18 protein-coding genes and 1 riboswitch are annotated in these 21941 nt (G+C 40.5%); of the genes, 6 read left to right on the plus strand and 12 right to left on the minus strand.

Going from position 1 to position 21941, the window contains the following annotated elements:
- Positions 1 to 104: 104 nt before the first annotated feature.
- The 3 genes from FNH22_RS30020 to FNH22_RS30030 all read right to left on the minus strand — a co-directional run bounded on the left by FNH22_RS30020 (position 105) and on the right by FNH22_RS30030 (position 2175).
- A complete protein-coding gene (locus FNH22_RS30020) occupies positions 105 to 509 on the minus strand; it encodes a LytTR family DNA-binding domain-containing protein (protein ID WP_143402238.1) in 405 nt (134 codons plus the stop codon).
- Positions 506 to 1273, minus strand: a complete 768-nt coding sequence (locus FNH22_RS30025; protein WP_185154499.1) for a sensor histidine kinase — start codon at positions 1271 to 1273, stop codon at positions 506 to 508. Before FNH22_RS30025 ends, FNH22_RS30020 begins: the two co-directional genes overlap by 4 nt.
- A 251-nt stretch (positions 1274 to 1524) precedes the next feature.
- A complete protein-coding gene (locus FNH22_RS30030) occupies positions 1525 to 2175 on the minus strand; it encodes a hypothetical protein (RefSeq protein WP_143402240.1) in 651 nt (216 codons plus the stop codon).
- A 223-nt stretch (positions 2176 to 2398) separates the two neighbouring features.
- A riboswitch (SAM riboswitch) is annotated at positions 2399 to 2519 on the plus strand.
- An 88-nt stretch (positions 2520 to 2607) separates the two neighbouring features.
- On the opposite strand from FNH22_RS30030, the gene metH reads away from it, so the two are divergent.
- Together metH and metF are read left to right on the plus strand one after the other, a co-directional pair.
- Entirely contained in the window at positions 2608 to 5283 is a 2676-nt protein-coding gene (gene metH / locus FNH22_RS30035; RefSeq protein ID WP_143402241.1) for a methionine synthase, read from the plus strand.
- 43 nt (positions 5284 to 5326) lie between these two features.
- Positions 5327 to 6280: a methylenetetrahydrofolate reductase [NAD(P)H] gene (gene metF / locus FNH22_RS30040; protein WP_143402242.1), complete on the plus strand. Its 954-nt coding sequence runs from the start codon at positions 5327 to 5329 to the stop codon at positions 6278 to 6280.
- 12 nt (positions 6281 to 6292) lie between these two features.
- Here metF and FNH22_RS30045 read toward each other — a convergent pair whose 3' ends face one another.
- Positions 6293 to 7531, minus strand: coding sequence for a caspase family protein (locus tag FNH22_RS30045; RefSeq protein WP_143402243.1), 1239 nt, complete (start codon positions 7529 to 7531; stop codon positions 6293 to 6295).
- A gap of 169 nt (positions 7532 to 7700) precedes the next feature.
- Here FNH22_RS30045 and FNH22_RS30050 point away from each other — a divergent pair, with 169 nt between their 5' ends.
- A complete protein-coding gene (locus FNH22_RS30050; protein ID WP_143402244.1) occupies positions 7701 to 8093 on the plus strand; it encodes an Hsp20 family protein in 393 nt (130 codons plus the stop codon).
- Between the two features lie 62 nt (positions 8094 to 8155).
- On the opposite strand, the gene FNH22_RS30055 is transcribed toward FNH22_RS30050, so the two are convergent.
- The 4 genes from FNH22_RS30055 to FNH22_RS30070 are packed head-to-tail and all read right to left on the minus strand — an operon-like array spanning position 8156 to position 13777.
- The gene (locus tag FNH22_RS30055; RefSeq protein WP_143402245.1) at positions 8156 to 9358 is read right to left on the minus strand and encodes a hypothetical protein; all 1203 of its coding nucleotides are present in this window, start codon (positions 9356 to 9358) and stop codon (positions 8156 to 8158) included.
- 7 nt (positions 9359 to 9365) lie between these two features.
- A complete protein-coding gene (locus FNH22_RS30060) occupies positions 9366 to 10277 on the minus strand; it encodes an outer membrane beta-barrel protein (RefSeq protein WP_143402246.1) in 912 nt (303 codons plus the stop codon).
- Positions 10277 to 12007: a DUF1501 domain-containing protein gene (locus FNH22_RS30065; RefSeq protein ID WP_143402247.1), complete on the minus strand. Its 1731-nt coding sequence runs from the start codon at positions 12005 to 12007 to the stop codon at positions 10277 to 10279. Before FNH22_RS30065 ends, FNH22_RS30060 begins: the two co-directional genes overlap by 1 nt.
- A 6-nt stretch (positions 12008 to 12013) precedes the next feature.
- Positions 12014 to 13777 (minus strand): DUF1800 family protein, encoded by a 1764-nt coding sequence (locus FNH22_RS30070; protein ID WP_143402248.1) that lies wholly within the window; start codon positions 13775 to 13777, stop codon positions 12014 to 12016.
- Between the two features lie 137 nt (positions 13778 to 13914).
- Between FNH22_RS30070 and FNH22_RS30075 the strand changes: the two genes are divergently transcribed.
- The 3 genes from FNH22_RS30075 (at position 13915) to FNH22_RS30085 (ending at position 16409) form a co-directional block, all read left to right on the plus strand.
- Positions 13915 to 14760, plus strand: a complete 846-nt coding sequence (locus FNH22_RS30075; RefSeq protein WP_143402249.1) for a hydroxymethylglutaryl-CoA lyase — start codon at positions 13915 to 13917, stop codon at positions 14758 to 14760.
- 85 nt (positions 14761 to 14845) lie between these two features.
- A complete protein-coding gene (locus FNH22_RS30080) occupies positions 14846 to 15484 on the plus strand; it encodes a tetratricopeptide repeat protein (protein WP_143402250.1) in 639 nt (212 codons plus the stop codon).
- 316 nt (positions 15485 to 15800) lie between these two features.
- Entirely contained in the window at positions 15801 to 16409 is a 609-nt protein-coding gene (locus FNH22_RS30085; RefSeq protein ID WP_143402251.1) for a trimeric intracellular cation channel family protein, read from the plus strand.
- Between the two features lie 173 nt (positions 16410 to 16582).
- On the opposite strand, the gene FNH22_RS30090 is transcribed toward FNH22_RS30085, so the two are convergent.
- The 4 genes from FNH22_RS30090 to FNH22_RS30105 all read right to left on the minus strand — a co-directional run bounded on the left by FNH22_RS30090 (position 16583) and on the right by FNH22_RS30105 (position 21917).
- Positions 16583 to 18490, minus strand: a complete 1908-nt coding sequence (locus FNH22_RS30090) for a hypothetical protein (protein ID WP_143402252.1) — start codon at positions 18488 to 18490, stop codon at positions 16583 to 16585.
- 62 nt (positions 18491 to 18552) lie between these two features.
- Positions 18553 to 19773: an MFS transporter gene (locus FNH22_RS30095; protein ID WP_185154500.1), complete on the minus strand. Its 1221-nt coding sequence runs from the start codon at positions 19771 to 19773 to the stop codon at positions 18553 to 18555.
- A gap of 139 nt (positions 19774 to 19912) precedes the next feature.
- Complete coding sequence (gene kduI / locus FNH22_RS30100; RefSeq protein WP_143402254.1) at positions 19913 to 20758, minus strand: 5-dehydro-4-deoxy-D-glucuronate isomerase; 846 nt, start codon at positions 20756 to 20758, stop codon at positions 19913 to 19915.
- 7 nt (positions 20759 to 20765) lie between these two features.
- Complete coding sequence (locus FNH22_RS30105) at positions 20766 to 21917, minus strand: glycoside hydrolase family 88 protein (protein WP_143402255.1); 1152 nt, start codon at positions 21915 to 21917, stop codon at positions 20766 to 20768.
- Between the last annotated feature and the right edge of the window lie 24 nt (positions 21918 to 21941).

Below are 21941 nucleotides of genomic sequence, written 5' to 3' on the forward strand. Positions count from 1 at the left end.
TTATCTTTAAGCATAAGGGTTGTTTTTGGGATTAGATATATTGAAAATCACAACTTTAATATACCCAAAAACAGCCTTTTTTCATAAACTAAATAATGCCTCACTTATCCGATATTCACGTTAATTAATAGAAAACCATCTGCCCGGTCTGTCATAATCTTTTTCCTGACCTTAGTTATGGCCTGTGAAAAACGTTCGGGAGAGACAGGTTTTATTAGATAATCCAGCGCATGGACTTCAAAGCCTTCTACTGGATATTCCGGATAAGCAGTAATGAATATAATAAAGGGCAATGGATTCAGGTTTTTTATCATGTTTAGTCCCGATAACTTAGGCATATTGATATCCAGAAATAAGACTTCTATTTGATGGGTATTGATTAACTGAATTGTTTCAACTGCGTTTTTGGCCTCCGCAATTATTTCAAAATCATCAAATTCATCAAGATATCTGCGAATAATCTCCCTTGATATAGGTTCATCATCAACAATTAAGCATTTGATTTTCATAACAACTTTAATTCAAGTTGTACCGAAAACTCTTTTGAGTCACTCGATATCCGGAGGTCATGTCGATTGGCATATAGTAACGTTAGCCTTCTTTTTACATTTTCCAGGCCTATCCCCTTGTATTGTTTGTTCTTGACTTCGTCATTATGACCTATGCTATTCTTGGCGATAAACTGAAGATTGCCATCCGCTACTTTGAGGTCAAAATGTGCGTAACCCTTCCCGTTTTCGACTCCAAAACCATGTTTAAAAGCATTTTCTACAAACGGAATGAGTATAAAGGGACTGAGGTGAGTGTTGTCTACCTCACCGGTGATAATAAAAGCGATGTCTGCCTCTTCAGATAAACGGATTTGATGTAGACTAATATAATCCCTTATGTATAAGATTTCAGTTGAAAGTGGAATGATGTCCTTTTGTGTCTCGTAAAGTGCATGTTTTAAAATATTTCCTAATCGAATGATGTACGTAGGAATTTCTTTTGACTCACGCAGAGATAATCCATAAAGACTATTCAGCGTGTTTAGTAAGAAATGAGGGTTTATCTGAAATCGTAGATGACTTAATTCTGTATCTGTTTTCTCTTTTTCCAACTGTTGCAACCGAAACCAGCTTTTTGATAATTTGAAGAGTGTCGTGACAAGAAGGTAAGACGAAAAAATGACGATTAGTATCCATGCGTCTGTAAAAGAAACAATATAGTATTTCCAGGGTATCACAGGTATCACCAGCTCGAATATGATTTTGTGTAATACCCATGTCACGGCAATCAGGGTTATACAGGAAACAATGTAAATGGGTATTTTTTTTTTCGTAAGAAACCTGGGTATTAAAACCAGGAGATTAATGTATACAAGAAAAAAGAGACAGAGGTGAAAACTTATGGAATAGATAAAGTCTATTTCCTTAAGAGTATTTGAAATAGAAAAATAGGAGCCAATAAAGTAAATTGAAATTAACCAAAAGATCAATGGTCCCGGTAACTGATGATATAGAAACCCCTTAAACCTTTCAATCATAACATGCGGATATATACTTCTTCATGTCCGTACACTGAGGGGTCTTTTGAGTAGTTTTCTAAGAATTTTTGTGTTTCAGGTGTTTTGGCTGTAATGAGTACTTCGTCATTCACTATTTCATGTCTTAATCGTATACGATTACTTTTGAACAACTTGTTGAGTTTGTCTAAGTTAAACTGTTTTAAAGTTAAAGAGTTGGCCTCCAGCCGGATTTGCATTACAGAATGAACGGGAAATAGATTGTCGATCAGTATTACCTCTCCCTGTATCTGGTGAACACCTTTCTCAAGCCATGGATAGAGATCCATATAAGTAGATTCTTTCACCCGAAATAGATATACTAAATAAACCAGTGTGGCATCATCGTCCTTAAAAGTCATTTTGTAACCTTTAGGTGAGGCTGAGTCAGGGGCTTTTTGATTTACATCCGGGGTATCTTTTAAACTGCTGATGTTTAAGTCATTTGAGATATCGTCTTGGCCATAAAAGGGTTCCAATATCATTACTGAACTATCTTCACTTAACCATTTTCCATTAATTTCAGGATGATAGACAATAGTCTCCTCTGAGTAAAAAGGGAACAGTGAATATACGCATGAGCTGAGCGCCAAGGCGATCATGGGTAGCATTAGTCTTGAATACTTCATTTTATTGATCAGTTATATTTGTAAAGCGAATAAGACGCGATGATCATGAATCACAAAATATAATCGACAAACAAGTTATTTATAAGGGTGAATAAGGCTTATCGGGTACCTGATTATCTCATGAGGTGTAATAATCATTGTTAATACTTTTTTAACCTTTTCATTCAAATGCTGTGACATTCGGCGAATTATACTAGCTTTGCCATGTAAAAGTTCTTAATTGATCTTATCAAGAAAGGTAGAGGGAAATGGCCCGTTGAAACCTTAGCAACCCTCCGGATCGTTTGTGACAACAATTCGGAAAGGTGCTACATCCATCCTGCATAGAGCAGGAAAGATAAGTCCGAAAGCTAAATTTTTTACTAAAAAATAGATAGCTCCTCTGATTTATCAGGGGAGCTTTTTTTGTGGAATAATAAGTATTAAATATAGATGTCAAGTCCTGTATATCTTAAGTTAAGTGGTTTAGAACCTCTGGTGGTGACACCTGAAACCAATTTTATCAATATTGGAGAACGAACGAATGTTACTGGGTCCAGGAAGTTTTTAAGACTGATCAAAGAGGGGAACCTGGAAGAGGCGCTGGAAATAGCACGTGACCAGGTGGAGGGGGGAGCCCAGATCATAGATGTAAACATGGACGAAGGGATGCTCGATGGTGTCGAAGCTATGGTGAACTTTTTGAATCTCATGGCTTCAGAACCAGAAATAGCACGTATTCCTGTGATGATAGATTCATCTAAATGGGAGATCATTGAAGCTGGGTTAAAATGTATTCAGGGAAAGGGGGTAGTGAATTCAATAAGCCTCAAATCAGGGGAAGAAGAATTCATTCGCCAGGCGAGGATCATCAAAAGGTATGGCGCGGCTGTGGTGGTGATGGCTTTTGATGAAGAAGGCCAGGCAGACTCTTATGAACGGCGGATCGAAATATGCGAACGTTCCTATAGAATATTAGTGGATACAGTTCGTTTTCCACCCCAGGATATCATTTTTGATCCTAATATTTTCCCTGTAGCCACTGGGATGGAAGAGCACAGAACGAATGCTTTAGACTTTTTCAGTGCGACAAAATGGATCCGTGAAAATCTTCCCGGCGCTCATGTTAGTGGTGGAGTAAGCAATGTTTCATTTTCTTTTAGAGGGAATAATGCTGTTCGGGAAGCTATGCACTCAGCTTTCCTTTATCACGGTATACGGCACGGGATGGACATGGGAATCGTAAATCCCACCATGCTGGAAGTATATGACGAAATTCCCAAGGACCTCCTGGAGCATGTAGAAGATGTATTACTGGACCGCCGCGACGATGCTACAGAAAGATTACTTGATTTTGCAGAAACTTTCAAAGGTGAGACTAAAACAAGGCAAAAAGATGATACCTGGCGACAAGGTACTGTTGAAGAGCGTCTCTCTCATGCATTGGTGAAGGGAATAGTAGATCATATCACTGAAGATACCGAAGAAGCACGGCAAAAATACGATCGACCATTGCATGTTATTGAAGGACCTCTTATGGCTGGGATGAATGTAGTCGGTGATCTGTTCGGTGCTGGTAAGATGTTCTTGCCACAAGTGGTTAAGAGTGCACGGGTAATGAAGAAAGCTGTGGCGTACCTGGAACCTTATCTTGAAGAAGAAAAAAAACAAAACAAAACCAGTACAGCTGCCTCTAAGGTGCTTTTGGCTACGGTTAAAGGAGATGTGCACGACATAGGAAAGAACATTGTCGGAGTAGTTTTAGCCTGCAATAACTATGAGATAATTGATCTCGGAGTAATGGTACCTGCCGAAAAGATACTGGATGCAGCAGAGAAAGAAGATGTGGTGGCGATTGGTTTAAGTGGTTTGATCACCCCATCGTTGGATGAAATGGTCTACGTGGCGAAGGAGATGGAAAGAAGGAACATGAAAATGCCCTTGCTGATAGGAGGAGCGACTACTTCCAGAATACACACAGCTGTAAAAATCGATCCTAATTATACAGGTGCAGTAGTACATGTCCTGGATGCATCGAGAAGTGTGCCGGTGGTGGGGGAGCTTATTGGTGAACAAACCGGGAAACAATTTCATGAGAACATAAAAGAAGAATATGAAGGGGTAAGGCTGAATCATGCCAGCCGTACGACAGAGAAAAAGTACGTGACATTGAAACAAGCTCAAGAAAACAAAATATTAATTAACTGGAAAGATTATAACCCACCAAAACCAAATAGACCAGGGATCCATGTCTATGATAATTATCCACTGGAAGAAATCAGAGAATACATAGACTGGACGCCATTTTTCCAAACCTGGATGCTAAAAGGGAAATTTCCCAGGATTCTTGAAGATAAGGTGATAGGAACAGAAGCAACAAAACTCTTCAATGATGCCAATGCGATGCTGGACGAAGTGATCGCTAACCAGTCACTAAAAAGCAAAGCAGTAGTAGGCCTTTTCAACGCCAATGCACATGGAGATGATGTCACTGTCCAAACAGATAGCGGTGCGGTAGATTTTCACTTTTTGAGGCAACAGGGCAAAAAGGGGAAAGATATCGCCAATGCCTCACTGGCGGACTTCATTGCACCGGAAAATAGTGGCTTGGAAGATTATATCGGAGGATTTGCAGTTACTACCGGTATTGGTATAGAGGCGCTCATAGAAAAATATGAAGCGGATCATGATGATTACAAAAGTATTATGGTGAAGGCCGTAGCAGACCGGCTGGCTGAGGCTTTTGCTGAGCTGGTACATGAAAAAGTCAGGAAAGAGCTATGGGGATACGCCGAAGAGGAAGGCTTAAGTAATACTGAACTGATCGGTGAAAAATACGTAGGTATACGTCCTGCACCGGGGTATCCGGCATGTCCTGACCATACGGAGAAAGAGATACTCTTTAATCTATTGGAAGCAGAGAAGAATACAGGTATTTCTTTGACCGAATCTTATGCTATGTACCCGGCATCTTCGGTCAGCGGGTTTTATTTTTCCCACCCTCAGTCCAGGTACTTCGGTTTAGGTAAAATTGAAAAAGACCAGGTAAAGGATTATGCCAAAAGAAAGAGAATGCCATTGGAGCTCATGGAAAAATGGCTGGCTCCTAATTTGTCTTATGATATTTAATGGCCCTAAGGATACTTAAAATTACAAGTGAACATAGAAAACAATGAAAGTAACTGAACATATAGCAAAAGCAAAAAAGACCTTATTTTCTTTCGAAATACTTCCACCACTCAAAGGTGAAAATGTAAAGGACCTTTTTGGTCACATTGATCCGTTGATGGAGTTTAAGCCACCGTTTATAGATGTCACTTACCATAGGGAAGAGTATGTTTACAAAAAACGTGAGAATGGCTTGCTGGAAAAAAAATCAACCAGGAAGAGACCAGGAACGGTTGGGATATGCGCCGCTATTAAAAACAGGTATAATGTAGATGCCGTACCCCACATCATTTGTGGTGGTTTTACTAAAGAAGAAACAGAAAATGCGCTTATCGACCTTGATTTCCTGGGGATAGATAATGTGCTGGTACTACAGGGAGATGCCATTAAAACAGAACCTGCCTTTGTGCCGGAGCCTGATGGTCATCGCTATGCTTCAGACCTGCTGGAGCAGGTGGTGGAAATGAATAATGGAAGATACCTGGACGAAGAAATCCAAAAGCCAACACCCACCGATTTTTGCATTGGGGTAGCAGGATATCCCGAAAAACACTTTGGAGCTCCCAACCTGAAGACCGATATGAAATATGTGAAAATGAAAGTAGATATGGGAGCGGAATACATTGTTACGCAAATGTTTTTCGACAACCAGAAGTACTTTGAATTTGTGGACCTGTGCAGGTCAATGGATATTAAAGTGCCCATCATTCCGGGGTTAAAGCCAATTACCACGAAGCGCCAAACGACTGTTTTACCAAGAGTTTTTCATATTGACCTTCCTGAAGATCTGGCAGATGCAGTGGATGGCGCTAAAGATAATGCGGCAGCGAAGCAAATAGGGGTGGAGTGGTGTGTACAACAATCGAAAGAGCTAATGGATAAAGGAGTGCCGGTGTTGCATTATTATTCAATGGGTAAGTCAGACCCCATTTACAAAATCGCCAAAGCTTTATATTGAGAATAGGTGACTTTAACGGCTACCTCTTTTAAGAAATATAAAGTCACCTCCTTCATCTCCTACCTGGCCAATAGGGCCATATTGAGGTACCTGGCCATTTGGACTGTTGTTAATAACAGCCACTTTGAAAGATTGAAATAACTGCTCGGCAGATAATAACGGATGCGTATTGCGTGCTAAGTTCTTGTTAAGGTACTGTATAAATACACTTTTATCCGGAACCGTTTTAAGCGCACCGCTGGTCATGGCCCGTCTGCTGGGGAGTTTGTACATTTCTAAAATAGCTTTGGAATTGTTAAAAACAGCCCTTTCTTTAAAGATGCTTCCACTGAAACAGGCATCTGTGATAAGCAGGGTGTGTTTGGAATCAATGCCTCCGACATAATCACGAATAGTGCTGTTAGATAACCACTGCGCTTTGGAATCTAATGTTGCATCACTAGGCAGCCAAAACCCTTGCTGTAGACGTTCATCCCAAATGCCATGTCCGGCATAGAATATTAACAAATTGTCACGTTCCTTGACTTTAGAGGCTAATTCGTCGAAAGCCGTGATGATTTCAGAGCGGTTCGGGTTATGAAGTAACAAAGTGTTCTCTTTTTCAAAGGTGTAATGCTCATTCAGCGTTTTTGACAAGCTAACAGCATCATGTGCAGGATTGTCAAGGTCTTGTATGTCAGGGCTGTTATAATCTTCTACCGCTATGATCAGAGCGTAATACTTTCTGTCTGCCAGTGCATTTACAAGTTCAGTGCCTTCAAAATCATCTTTATGGATACTTTGTAACATTTGAGGAGAGGTGCCGCTTTGAGCTACGGGCTCAGCGACCATTAGTTCTTTTTTATGAAAAAGATCTACCCTGCCTGCAACACCGGGAGGACAGGTGGTCAGTTCCATAGTACCTTTCCATCGACCATTGATCGTTGCCATTGAACCACTGTTACTATAGGTAAACTCAGCTTTGCTTAAACAGCCTTTTCCTACCTTGTAAACATATTCAACACCTTTTAAGAATATTTTTTGACCTTTTATTTCACCTACTAATCTGAATTTGGAAGAGTCAGACCCGTTTTTGGTAGTGCCAAAACCGATCACACTATTCCCTTCCTGGTGCAATTCATACTCAGTGAATATCTGTGTCCCCAAAAAGTAGGAATTGCCCGTCCACTTCCCGGAAATGTCCACCTCCTGGGCCTTAACAAAACTCAAGCATAAGAGGATAAAAAAAGGCGTCAGCGATAAGTTTTTCATGGTAAGTTGGTTGTGCTTGGTAATGAATAGGTTAAGTTAAAAAATGGTAACCTTAAAGCCAATCTATTGCTGACAAAAAGTCTGCATTCATTTCAATGTAATGACTAATTGACGTGATTTTGCCTGAGGTACAGTGATTGCTCCCCTTAGACAAAATTGGAGGGACATTATGAGATACGATAAAGATAAAAATTGGGTAGAAATGGTTTTGCGTAATGCAGATGTTATGAATACGCTCAATGGAGGCATGAGCCAGGCCAAAGTCAGTATCAGGAAAGAAGAGGACCATTTTTTAATTACAACTACGGCTCCCGGAGTAAATCCTGATTTGTTCAAAGTCGAAGTCGTTGGTCAAAATATTTTATTATACCATATGGTTCAATTTAATTCCTCAAACAACGGACTGGCCATTCCAAGGGTTTTGACAAGCATACCGATCTCTATGGAAATGGATTATGAAAAGATTACAGCACAAGTAGAAAATGGCCTGTTGAAGGTTATAGTGCCTTTTAATGAACCGTTCAATGGCTACCATAAGCCAATTGACATTAAGAGGGCTTGAGAACAGAACAAACTTCGGTATAATTAAGGGGATCCCTGGTAAAAACCGGGTCCCCTTTTAGATCAATTGGTGAACTCTTGAAGCTCAGCGCTTGACAATTTAAAGATGCTGAACCGATCAAACCGGCCGGCTATGGCTGTACTGCCTAACACTACCAATCCGCCATCCTCGGTTGCATTGAACGAGGCCAGCTCGTATGGGTTAGAAAAACCAAGGTATTTTGTGCCTAAAAGCTCACCAGTATCAGGGGAATAAGCCATTAATATAATTTGACCAGACCTTGTGTCACCACCATATATAAGTACTAGACGTTCATTCACTGTAATTCTTTTCAATACTAAACGAGCATCGGGTACCAATTCAGGAAAAGGGTTTCCAACTAAGTCATTAGCAATACCTATTTTATTTGCAATATCGATATCGGCATTTGGCAATATATAGGTATCTCCAAATCGGTTGAACCTGCTGACAGCAAAACGATTTCCTGTCAAATGTATCGCAGTGCTAACACCATCATCTTCACGTTGTCCTTGTAGTACACCAGTAGGGTCATTATCCGAAATTAGGTTTGTAAATACCATTGATATGGTAAACCTGTAAAAGCCATTAAAAAAGTATAGTCCCGTTTCCGTTTTTCCTGTAAAAAAAGGAAGTTTTCGCCCCGTGCGTGTAAAGTGTTCAAAAATTGGCAGATCTATACCATCTCCATCACCTATAGCAAACTTTGTTGGTTCAGAAATAATTATAGGATCGGCCAGAGCTATAGTCGATATTTCAGTATTTCTATCACCATGGTTGTAGCTTTGCAATATAATCTCATTATTTACATTACTTGCAAACATTGGCCGTGTCACATTTAATTCTATAGAATCAGTCAAATTCCCGTTATCATCTAATTCAAAGAGTAATGCCTGATAGCTGATATCTCGCATAGCAGCAAAGTAGAAAGAACCATTTATACTCATCAAACTTTTGGCAGGGCTGATGTACTGGGTGGACAGGTTTTGTTCCGATAGAAACTCACCGTTTTCGTCTACCTTCATTACATATACCCCAGTGAAATCCGAATCCTCAATCCTTGTACTGCCGAGTACCAGGTAACCGCCGTCAGCAGTCTGTTGAATATCTACAGGGACGAAAGAAGAATTAAAGGTATTGTTATCGTAAATCTTCAAAAATGATTGAGTGGGGTCCACGTCGTTGTCGGAAATGTCACACGATGCAAGCCCCACGCAAAGTAGTGTGAGAAGAAAAAAGTTTTTCATTTCAGTTTTAATTAACAGCGTCAAAGCTTTTGGAGTTTTTTGTGATGTACCTCAAAGGGAATAATATGCCCAGTGAAGCGGCTACATTCTGAAGTTTAATGTCGTCAAGTGCATCTCCTATTCCTGACAACTGGTTTTCTGAAAATCGATTTTCAGCATTTGTGATATTATTGAGTCCATAACGATAGGTAATATCAAACACTATCCTACTATTATAAACATCATAAGTGAAGCCAAGGCCCCCGGATACACCCAGTGAGCTTTTAAGGAAAAGGTCTTCCGCTCCGATAATGAGCTTTTCGTTCTCAAACGGGCCATTGCCACCACTGGCAAAATCAGCTCCGGAAACTTCCACAGATTTATTGGCGCTGGTAAGAATGGCATAGTATCCGCCAAGTTGTAAAAACGGGCGTAAGCGGGTTTGCGTCAGGTCATACTTTATAAATAGTGGGAACTCGATATAGTCAAGCTGATGATCTTGCTCATATTTCAATTCTACCCTGTTATTGGCATCATTTGGATCTTCCCAAAGGAATTCATTCGAGTATATAAAACGTTGACGTCTGTAATTAGGCTGGAAGCTGAAAGAAAACCTTTGATGAAAATAGGTTATCTCGATGCCGGCATGTCCGCCTAATTTTTCAAAAGAACCATATTTTTTTTCGTTTTCTTCTTCCTGATAATTGATGGGACTGAACGCAGAGAAACGCTCATCTGGCGTAGCCTCTGTGAGGTTAGCACCGGCTCTGAACCCTAACCACCATTGTGATTTTGAGAAGGGATCATCTTTGGGCTTACGAGGGTTATAGGTGTTCTTCTTCTTTCGCTTCTTGGCATTGTATTGCCCCATCACCTGGTGTGGTGTGATACATACAATGGAGAGTAAGATCACACCAAAGTACAAGTAGTTGAATTTCATTAATTACGGATTATTAGTTTTTTACTTTCGTTGAGCAGTCCTGATTCTATTTTGTAGAAATAGAGTCCTGCCTTGATACCGGAAAGGTTCACTTTAATACTGTGCTCCCCCTGACTTTTTCTCTCGTTTAAAACGGATTTCACCATTTTTCCATTTTGGTCAAAAATAGTAAGCTTGACATGATTCTCCGTATTAATGTAGAAAGAGATCACGGTTTCCTCTACCGCCGGATTAGGGTAGGCATTATAAAGATTGAAACGGTCTTTGAAAAAACCTTCGGTACTGGTGATCTGATCTTTGGTCAATGAAAGTGCCTCAAAATTCCCCCCGTCAGGATTAGCTCCGTCAGTAAAGTTGCCGAAAAGAATATCTTGCTCGACAACATTTCTGTCAACTTCAAACCAGTCTTGAAGAATGCTTGCATACACCTGTCGATAGTCAAAATTCATCCCCACATTGGCTTTTGAAAGGTCCGGGGTAGTACCCAAAATCCCGGGTTTTACTCCTTTTCCAAAAATCATCATAGGTGCGCCTGTGCCATGGTCAGTCCCAAAACTACCATTGGACTGGATTCTTCTGCCAAATTCTGAGGTAGTGATGGTCAACACACGGTCTTCCAAACCTCTTTCTCTTAAATCATTTTGAAAAGCTTGCATGGCAGAAGATATATGATACATTTTGGCAGCATGTCCACCTAATGTCGGGTCATAACTTTCTACCTGGTTGGCATGCGTATCAAATCCGCCCATCCTCAATAAAAATACCTTGGTTTTCACACCTTGGCCTGCGCCGCCGCCATCCAGAAGTTTGGCAACATTTATCAACTGACCGGACAATGGGTTTCCTAATAATCCGGTTGGCGCGGCAAAAGGGTAAGTCACGGGATAAGTGACTTTGGTCTCACCGGCATTATCAAATACTGTAGCTAACCTCTGCGCGTATTCATCCGTTTTATCTTCTAAGCTTAGTATCCAGTTTAATTCCTTAACGTATGGAGAATCATCTAAGATAGTCTCCGGAGGTATTCCCTTAGGGTCCACCTGACGGTTGTCTTCAAAGCCTTCAAGTGCATTGACGTCTCTGAGTAAGTCAATTGGTGAGCCTCCCAAAGAAATGGACAAAGGAATATTGCCTTTTTGATGGAATACCAGAGAAACATCTGTTCCCATTTCAATGGCCAATGGGTCTAGCATTTCGCTGTTGGGGAAATCCTCAGGATATTGTCCGATATCCTTGTAGGCATCTTGAAGGTATCGTCCCACCCAACCGGAGGAATAATAATCTTCAAACCCACCTCCCATGTGCCAGATGTCCCTTCCTCTGAAGTGAGAACCGTTGTTATTAGGATAGGATACTCCCTGTACCAGCGCCATTCGCCCTCTGTCATACAAATCTTTAGCGCCTATCATATCAGGATGCAACCCAACCTTATAATCGGATTCCTTAGTATTGTCAAGCTCTATCAGTTTCCTGACAGAGTTTCGGGCCGGAATGGCAATGTTTGGGCGATGAAAGTAGTATTCGTCATACTTGTCTACGGGTATCACCATGTTTAATCCGTCGTTACCGCCATGCAATTGTAAAATGATCAGCACTCTGTCATTAACACTTTGTTCAGCCAGACGGAGGAAAGGGCTGTTTTCGGCCATTACTTTTACCGGAACATTATTCAAGGCAAGTGATGCTCCTGCAACTGCGGGTATTTTCTTTAAAAAACTTCTACGTCTCATAATCTTCTAAAAAAGTTGATATTCAGGTGATTGCATCATTGCGTTGAAAAGACTGGTCAGTCTCGTGCTGGCCTCTAAATAATTAGAAGATTGCTCGAAAAGGTCTACCCATCCGGCAACAGCCATATCAATCTCGGAATCGTAATCTGTAAAGCCCAAAAAGGCCTGGATAAAATATTTCATCCTTAAAGGCGTAAGTTCTCCGCCGTCCGAATCATAACTCAGGTTTTCGGCTCTTGGGAATAAGTAAGGAGCAAGCTGAATGATGACTTGCCTGGCATCGTTTCCTACTGCCGTGAAATTTTGCTCGATAAAAACTCGCGGATCTATCAATAAAGCATCATCCATACCCATAAATAATTCTCGCACGAATTTATATCGTTGAGTAAGCCAGTGGGTGGATATCCAGTTTCGATTGTACCTCGGGTATTGATGGTAGGCGCCATAACCTGCTACCTCAAAGGGTTCATAAAGGTCCATACCCATGTCATTTGCCGAATTCAACAGGTTTCCTGTAAATTCATAAAATGCTTCAGCGTCTGTTTCCATATCTGGAACAGGGATCTCTAAAAAGTTGATCGTTCCTGTGATCAGATCTATAGGTGACTTTATGATACCTCCAAACTTATCGTCCTGAACTCCGCCGGCCGCGTCATAGAAATGCTGACTTTTGAATAGCTCCTCCAGGACAGGTTGTAACTGGTAGTTACTGTCTCTGAACGTTTGAGCCATTTCTGTAATAATGGTATTTTCCAAGTCAATATCCACATTGTAGTATACATAGAAACGATATAGCTTTCTACATAGATGTTGTGCCGTTTCTTCCTGTGCAAAGATCATTTCTATCATCCGATCGATCTCATCTAAAGCACTTTCTTCTGTTTGATTAGCTCCATTCAACAAAAGCGGATCAGGAGCAATGGCGGTATTGTCAAAATAATCTGTAAATGTCTTCGTATCTTCTGAATGTTGATTTGCATTTAAAGGAGTACCTCGTACCATGCCACGAGGTAAACCGGTAGACTCATCTATTGTAGCAAAATCATTATCGTTGATCCACCCGGAAAGTACTTTGGCGGCCTGGCGAACATCTTCTTCTGTGTAAAAAAAGTAATCTTCATCATTTGCAGGTACCCGGTTGACGTTTGCTAATTCCAGTCCACGCCCAATGGTGTAGAGCTCGAACATCTCGCGGCCAAAGTTTTCATTAACATTTCCTTTGGAGTTATCACGACCATCCAGGAAAGTAAGCATGGCATTGTCAACACATACTTTCTTGGTGAGCTCTTTGAAGTCTATGGTAAATTCCGCTTTGGCGGGATCTTCGGCCAGAAATCTATCAAAAGCGAATAATCGGAAAAGCGCATTTTGGTAGTAAAGGGCCCTGCTATTATTTACAGTATCTACTTTAGTAGTAAAATACGTATGAAGAAAGAATGTGATCTTTTCGCGTGTGGAATAGCTTAACCGTTGATTATTGGGTACAGGTGTTGGGTTAAGCATTTGGCCTAGTAACCATCTTTTAAAGTAACCCTGCCGTTCGCGTTCATCTCCATCTGGTCCCGTGGTGATCCATTCCGTTCCAATTTCCGGGTCTATGGGTAATACTGGTTCAGGTAAATTAGCATCGAATAATTGCGTAACCGCTTGTTCTGCGGATAACCCAACTAAACTATCGATGTTGGCTTTACTAGCGCCGAATGTAGCTCTTCTGACCAGATGAGCGGCCTTCTTTATGTCTAGTGTGCCAACAAGCTGTTGTAGAGGCATAATAATCCTAATTAATCAAGTTTGAATGTAATCAATTACGAATGATTAATGTAAAATGACCACACTTGAGTAACCGATTTTATCGACCAACGTATGTTTTTGTCTTTGAAACGTTTGATTCTTACTTTTGATTAAAAATGAAGATCATAGAATGTCCACGGGATGCCATGCAGGGTTTAAAGGATTTTATACCTGGTAAACGTAAGGCAAAATATATCAATCAGTTACTAAAAGTGGGCTTCGACACCATAGACTTTGGGAGTTTCGTTTCACCCAAAGTGATCCCTCAGATGCAGGACACTGCAGAGGTTTTGAAATTGCTGGACCTGTCAAATACAACATCAAAGCTTTTGGCCATCGTGGCGAATGTAAGAGGGGCCGAAGAAGCAGTCAGATATGATGAGATTTCTTACCTCGGTTTTCCCTTTTCTATCTCGGAGACCTTTCAGCAGCGTAATACCAATAAATCTATTGTTGAAGCCCTGAATGTACTGGATGAGATACAGCAATTATGTGTGAAACATGATAAACAGTTGGTATCTTATATATCCATGGGGTTTGGGAATCCCTATAATGACCCTTATGACGCTGATGTAGTGAGTAAATTCACTGAAATACTGGTATCACTGGGCATATCCATTATTTCATTGGCTGATACCATTGGCGTTTCTGATACAGACAATATCGCCTATTTGTATACACATCTTATACAAGATCATCCTGAAGTAGAATTTGGAGCGCACCTTCATTCTCACCCAGCCACTGCAATAGACAAAATTGAAGCAGCATATCATGCAGGTTGCAGAAGGTTTGATGGTGCCATCAGGGGGTATGGCGGTTGCCCCATGGCTAAGGATGATTTGGTCGGTAACATTGCTACAGAGCTTATGCTGTCTCACTTTGAGAATAAAATTCCAACATTGGGAATAAATAGAGAGGCATTTCAAGATTCAATGGCAGCCTCAACGGCTATTTTTGGTTAAAAACGCGCTTTTCTTCTTTTTCATTTAATTGGCATTCTTTTGGCAAACCGTTTTCGTGTGTATGTGCAATTAGAAATATAATGAGATGGTGAAGTTGGCAGGTTCTTTGTTTTTTGTGATTTTATTCAGTGCAGCGCAAGCCCAGCAAACGGCAGAGGAGCTTACCAGGAAAGGAAAGACCTTGTACGAGCACATGGAGTTTATGGAGGCCATCATAAATTTGAACAAGGCTATCGAAATAGATGCGGAGTATTTCAGAGCATATTATTTACGAGGCAAAGTGAAAGAGAACTTTGACGATATACATGGTGCGATGAAAGATTACAGTATGGCTATCGAGAAGAATAACACCTTTGCCCAAGGTTATTACGCCAGAGGCAATATAAAATTTAAACTTCAGGATTATTATGGTGCCATTGCAGATTTCAGTGAAACCATAAATCAGGACGCTAATAATTTAGATGCATACTTTAAGCGTGGTCAGGCAAAGCAAAAACTGGAAGCTTACCAGGATGCTATAAGTGACTGTTCAAAGATAATAGAGATAAAACCAAGTAATAGAGATGCTTATTTCCTTCGTGGGATGTTGAGGTTGGATTTTGGACAAGTGAAGGATGGGTGTCTTGATCTTAGTAAAGCAGGTGAACTGGGAGACCTCAAAGCTTACGAAATGATAAGAGAAAAGTGCAACAAACCTATTTACAATAACTCGATAGGGGAGTAGTTTTTTTTAACTGGTAGAGTAGTGATTTTTTAAACTGAGCTATGTATATTTTTTGTGAGTAAAAAAGGCTATGAATTGAGGTTTTCATGGTGGGGTTCCGAAAGCGATTTCGGGACCCTTTTTTTTTGAATAAAGTTTCAATAAGGAATGAGAATACGGTCCATCAAGAAGTTCTTATCTGATAAACAGCTTATTACATTGAGGGTTTTATCGAACATGACTCCATGACCATGCATAAATAACTATTCAATGATCATTAACTAATGCTGGTGTTTGCCCAATTTTGCTTTGACACACAAAATTAAAATGTGGTTCTATGGATATAATATACGGAATAGACTTACTAGGTACACTAGTGTTTGCAATAAGTGGTGTTCTGGCAGCAATTGAAAAAAAATTTGATTTAGTCGGCTCATTTATACTTGGGTTTGTTACCGCTGTTGGTGGTGGTACTTTGAGGGACGTTCTCATAGGTGTTACGCCGGTGAGCTGGATGCAGGACCTAAACTATTTTTTTGTCATTTTAGCAGCACTACCCATATGTTACCTGGGGAGAAGTAAAATTGCCCGGTTGAGAAAGAGTTTTTTTCTGTTTGATACGATCGGAATAGCACTATTTACCGTACTGGGATTGCAAAAGACCTTAGGTATCGGATTGTCTCCGGTTATTGGGATATTAATGGGGGTAGTATCTGCAGTATTTGGAGGGATCATAAGAGATGTGCTTTCAAATGAAGTCCCTCTTATATTTCGAAGAGAGATCTATGCAGCTGCTTGCTTTGTCGGTGCCTTATTGTATTACGTTTCCGGTTTATTTTCCCCATGGGAGGAATTTAATCTTATTTTTTCAATGACAGTGGTTATCATAATACGCTACCTTTCTGTGAAGAAAAAATGGACTTTGAACGTTAAACCACTCTCTTAAGTCATGGGTTGCAGGACTCGAACCTGCGTCGACTTGTTTACTTCATTAGTGTCATTTTGAGGCCTTAAGAATTGCTCATTTAGCAATATCGATTGCCTTGACAATAAAAGTGAATGAATAAATTTAACGTCTCAGGAAACTAACCATTTTCATTTGCTCAAAAAATGTTCTTTTTACTTCAAGCTGTAGGTGATCTTATTTCCTGAAAATTCAGCATAAATAACTTCGGCTATCCCATTCACATAATTGAAAGATTTACCAGATCTTTCCAATTTCACATTTTGAGGTTTTAAAATCTCAAAATTCACTTCTTTTCCTTCAAGATTGAGAGAAACATTGGAATCGGCCAGGTTGACTTTAACCGTTTCTTTACCGTCAAAAACCAACATGGGCCAATTGATCCGCTTTTTACCTTTAATTCCTTTGAATTCGTTGGTAACGGTAATCGTACCGTCAGCGATTAAATAGGTTTCAATAATGATAATATGGTCAGATATCCCATCGATATCATCTAAATTAAAAGTTACCCTGAATTTGACTGCATTCGGATTTTCTTCTAAAACTTCAACGGTTGGTTCCGGGCTCAACAGTCCTGCCAGAGAGATCCACGAGCCGTCTGAAGATTGCCATGAAGGGCCCGTAGCTATGTTTATCCCTTCGCCGCTAAAGTATGAAGCAAGTCCGTTGGATGGCCCTAATTGTGGGTTTGAGCCTTTTATATGTGCCCGTATAAGACCTGTGGGGTTATATTTTTTATCACCCTTCGTGTCATATTCTAAATAAGTACCATTGGCATTAGCAAAAATTTTATGAAAAGGTTTAAGTATTGGAATGACAAAACCTCCTATGTCCGCCGGGCTGGGAAATTCTTCTATGGCATCATCTGCATATTGCCAGGCCTGTGCCAGCATAGACGTTGCCAACATGTTGTAACACGTATGTACCGAATACTTCTCATAGCCATGCTTTTTCTCAATAGGATAACGATTCTTTACGATATACCCTGAGCCATCTTCCCTCACCCATTGATGAATAGATTTAAGGGACAACATTGCGGCTCTTTTAAATGCGCCGGCTTCTTTTTTACGACCAGATTTTGCATAAGCAGATGCATAAATTTCAAAAACCACACATTGCTCTGCTTCATTCCAAATGTGATGACTACTTCTATATCCGGTAGGTAATTCACCGAAGGGAGATTGTATAAAAAGCGATGTCCAGGCCCCCTTCCATAAGATGTCTTTCAATCCATCCGTTTGTTTTCCCGCGTAACCCATTTGTAACATGCCGGATAAGTAGTGTCTGGGGAAAAGGTCATAGGGTAAAGGGTTTCCATATTCATTGTACATACCTAACACTGTAAAATTCAGGTTTTGTCCTTCAAGCATTCTGTCCACATAGTCCATAGATGTAAACCCATTCCTGGCCCTCAAAAACTCACCCGCAGTATTCACCAGGCCCCAGTTGCCTTCCAGTTTGCCAAAGGCCATATATAGTTTATCAGGTTGTATTGCTTCAATATGTGATTTCCATGAATCTATTCTATCCTGAGCTGCTACTGAAAGAAATTGCTCGTAAGCCAAGAGTGCAGGCCATGTGAAAAAATCGCCATGATTACCCGGAGCTGTAGCCTCTTTCATGTCAGACAGGGCTACATCAAGGGCCTTCATACCACTTTCAATTAGTGCTTTGTCCGTTACATAACCTGAAGAAGCCAATACCGCCACACTATGGGCGTAGCATGGGGTAGAATAATACTTTTCAACGTTTTCAACCGGATCTATGATACGGCCATGGCTATTTTGATATTTCAACATGGCGCGTACCTGTCCTTCAATGATTTTTAAATAGTCGTTTTTTTTGTGATGAGAACGTTCAAAATTGACCATCTTTTCTTGGTCCTCTAAAAAAAGATTGACCTTGTTAAAAAGGGGATGGTGATCAGGTTTGAGAACCTGATGGTTTAGTACTTCGGCGGGGATCGGTGAAGTTTTACTCTGCTCGTGAAACCTATCTGAAAAATCACAGCCTGAGATAGCTAGTGTGATTGTCAAAAACAGGCTTTGCTTCACTTTACTCATTTCAATGTATTTTGAATACCAAAATATTATTTTCTTCTTGTCGATAAATTAAGATGAGCAGATTACAATTTCAATGGTTTGATCTCTTTGATTGAAACCTTAAGAATAATCCAGTTTATTAAGTAAACCGACGAAGCCACCAAAAAAATCAGGAAATAACTCTTAGTCGTATCCAGTAGCATACCGACAAAAGACGCTGACAACGCTCCTCCAATTGCTCCTAAGAAGCCACTAAGTCCCATCATGGAGCCGACCGCTTTTTTAGGATAGATATCAGATACTACGGTGAAAATATTGGAGGCCCAGCCCTGATGTCCTGCTGCAGCCAATGAGATAAGTCCGACAGCAGCCCATAGATTTGTCATTTGAGAGACCAGCATCACGGGCAAAATCATTAGAGCACATAACAATATGGTTGTTTTACGAGCATAGTCAATGCTCTTTCCTCTTTTGATGAAATTTGACGATATCCAACCCCCGCCAATTCCACCAATACTTGAAATGGCATAGATAGTGATTAACGGTAAGACCACCTCCTTTATGTTGACTCCGTGTGTTTTGCTTAAAAAATCTGGTATCCAAAAAAGAAAGAACCACCAGACCCAATCGGAAATAAAACGTGTGCTACAGATGGCAACAGTTTGTTTGTACTTGAGTAGCTCGACCCATTTGATTGGTTTTTCCTCACTTTTTTCAATATCGTCCTGAGCGATATATTCTAGTTCTTTTGATGTAATTTTAGGATGCTTTTCAGGGACCTGATAGTATTTTAACCAAAAAATAACCCAAACAAAGCCTAACGCCCCGGTAAAAATAAAAGCCCATTGCCAGCTAAAGGAAATGGTGATCCATGTGACCATAATCGGAGCTAAAATGGCCCCAACGGTAGAACCGGAATTGAATAGTCCGGCAGCCAAAGCACGTTCTTTTTTGGGAAACCATTCTGCCACCCCTTTAACTGCAGCCGGAAAATTCGCAGACTCGCCGATGCCCAGGACAAAGCGAACTGCGGCAAAGCTGAAAACACTTCGCGCAGCGGCGTGGGCCATTCCGGCAATGCTCCAAACAACAATTGCCCATACGTAACCTATGCGAGTACCGTATTTATCAATGAACCGGCCTGTAGTCACCAAACCGATTGCATAGGCAATTTGAAAAGCTGTAACTATGTAACCATAATCAGCTTCATCCCAACTTAGATCATTGGCAATAAAAGGCTTTAGAATGCCAATGATTTGCCGGTCTATATAATTGATAGTAGTAGCAAAAAATATTAAGGTCAAAATTTGCCACCTGACTTTGCCGTTTGGTTGCATGGTTAATTCGTTTTCGTATTCATTCTCATTGCGGGCCTCTCAAATTCTTTCTTTGTTTTTATCATTTTTTCTATTGGGTCAGAGCTGCCTGACACAGTTTGTATGATTATCTAAGTTCCAGAGGGTGCACCACATCCATATCAGTAAAGTCCAGGTTTTCGCCTGCCATACCCCAAACAAAACTGTAGTTTGAAGTCCCGGAAGCACAGTGAATGGACCATGGAGGAGATATTACGGCCTGACGGTTGGTCATCCAAATGTGGCGTGTTTCTTTTGGCTCACCCATAAAATGGCTTATGGCTTGATTGTCAGGTAAGTCTATGTACAGATAAACCTCCATTCTACGGTTATGGGTATGTGGGGGCATAGTGTTCCAAACGCTGCCTGTTTTTAGTGATGTAATTCCCATCTGTAACTGACATGACCTTATGCCTGAGGCCACAATATATTGTATGATTTGCCTTTCATTTGCCTCTTCCGGTTTCCCCAGATTTAACATAATAGTATCTTTTAATCTTATTTTTGTTGTCGGGAAAGACTGATGAGCAGGAGTGGAGTTGATATAAAGCACAGCTGAGTTTGTGGAAGACTTACTTTTAAAAGTGATGGAGGAAGCTCCCATACCGATGTACAGCCCTTCTTTATTACTTAATTCATAATCTTCGTCATCTACCGTAACGGTGCCTTCTCCGCCAATATTTATAATACCTACCTCTCGTCTGTCACAAAAGTGGTTCGATTTTAAAGGATCAATGGTATGCAGTGGCAATGGTTTTTCCGAAGGCATTGCCCCACCGGCAACAAATCGATCATACATCGAGTAGGTCAACAATATTTTGTTCTTTTCGAAGATCTTCTCTATTAAAAAATGTTGTCTTAGCTGGTTTGTGTCATACCTTTTTACATCGTCAGGGTGTGACGCATGCCTTTCCTCGTAATTAATTTCAGTCATCTTGATGCTATGGGTTGTTTCTGTTCATTTTATACATTTCACTGGCTGCTAATAGAAATGTGCCTGAGACATATTCATGAGAATCGTCTTTTGATAATTGTACGGGACGGTCACCTACTTTCTGTCCCCATTGCAGCTTACCTTCGGCGCTGATCTCGTCTGTGACAGATTTCCATGCTTTTTTTACTACCGGAAGGTATTCCTCGCTGGACAAAATGCCATTATTGATGCCATAAGCCAAGCCGTAAATAAAGAAACTCGTTCCACTGGTTTCCTTAAATGGAGCATATTCGGGGTCTGCAAGATTAGGATACCAGAATCCCTCTTCGGATTGACATTTCTTTAAGGCCTTGGCCATATTTTTAAGCAACTGCTCATACCTCTTGTAACTTGCATGTTCCATGGTGAGGTATTCCAATATGCGTGCTATACCGGCGAAGGCCCAACCGTTTCCTCTTGACCAAATGACTTTTTTCCCCGCAGCAGTGACTTGTTCATTTCCTTTCCATTTAGGATTGTTTTTACGTTCTTCCATGGCTTCCGGGAAAAAGCGTTTATCACGATAGAACAAATTTTCATCGGTGTCATATAATTTGCCGTATACGTCCCAGAAGCAGGCTTCCATCCACTGCAGGTATTTATCATTTCCTGTAATGGAGTGTAGCATTGCTAATGTTGGAGGGCCTGTGAATAAGCCGTCTACATAGCGCCTTTCCTCTTCATAGTACCACTCACCGGGGTTGGATACAGGGTTCTTTATTTCAGGGTTTTCCAGGTGTTCGATGATAAATCTTATTTTCTTCTTTTCCTTTTTTACCATATAAGATTGCAACATTGTTTGCCCAATGGTAAGTAAATTCACTCCGCTTGCTTCATGTTTTGGAGGCAGGGTAGGTAAGGTCCAGTTTAACGTCTCACATAGCGCATCACTCTGTTTTAAAAATGCCTGATCTTCTGTGGCTAAATAGCAGGCCATTACCCCTGCATAATATGTTCCGCGTATCCAGTTATCATCATATTCTTTCCATGGGTGGTTTAATTGATAACTATTCACTTTATCCATAAGCTTCTTAATATGGTCTTTTTCAAAAATGGACTGTGCCTGTAAGCTCAGACTAATGGAAGGAATTATAAATAATGCTAATAGTGCTTTTTTCATAAGTGATCTGAATTCATTGGTTAT

It is taken from the genome of Fulvivirga sp. M361 (assembly GCF_007097395.1).
GTDB lineage: Bacteria > Bacteroidota > Bacteroidia > Cytophagales > Cyclobacteriaceae > Fulvivirga.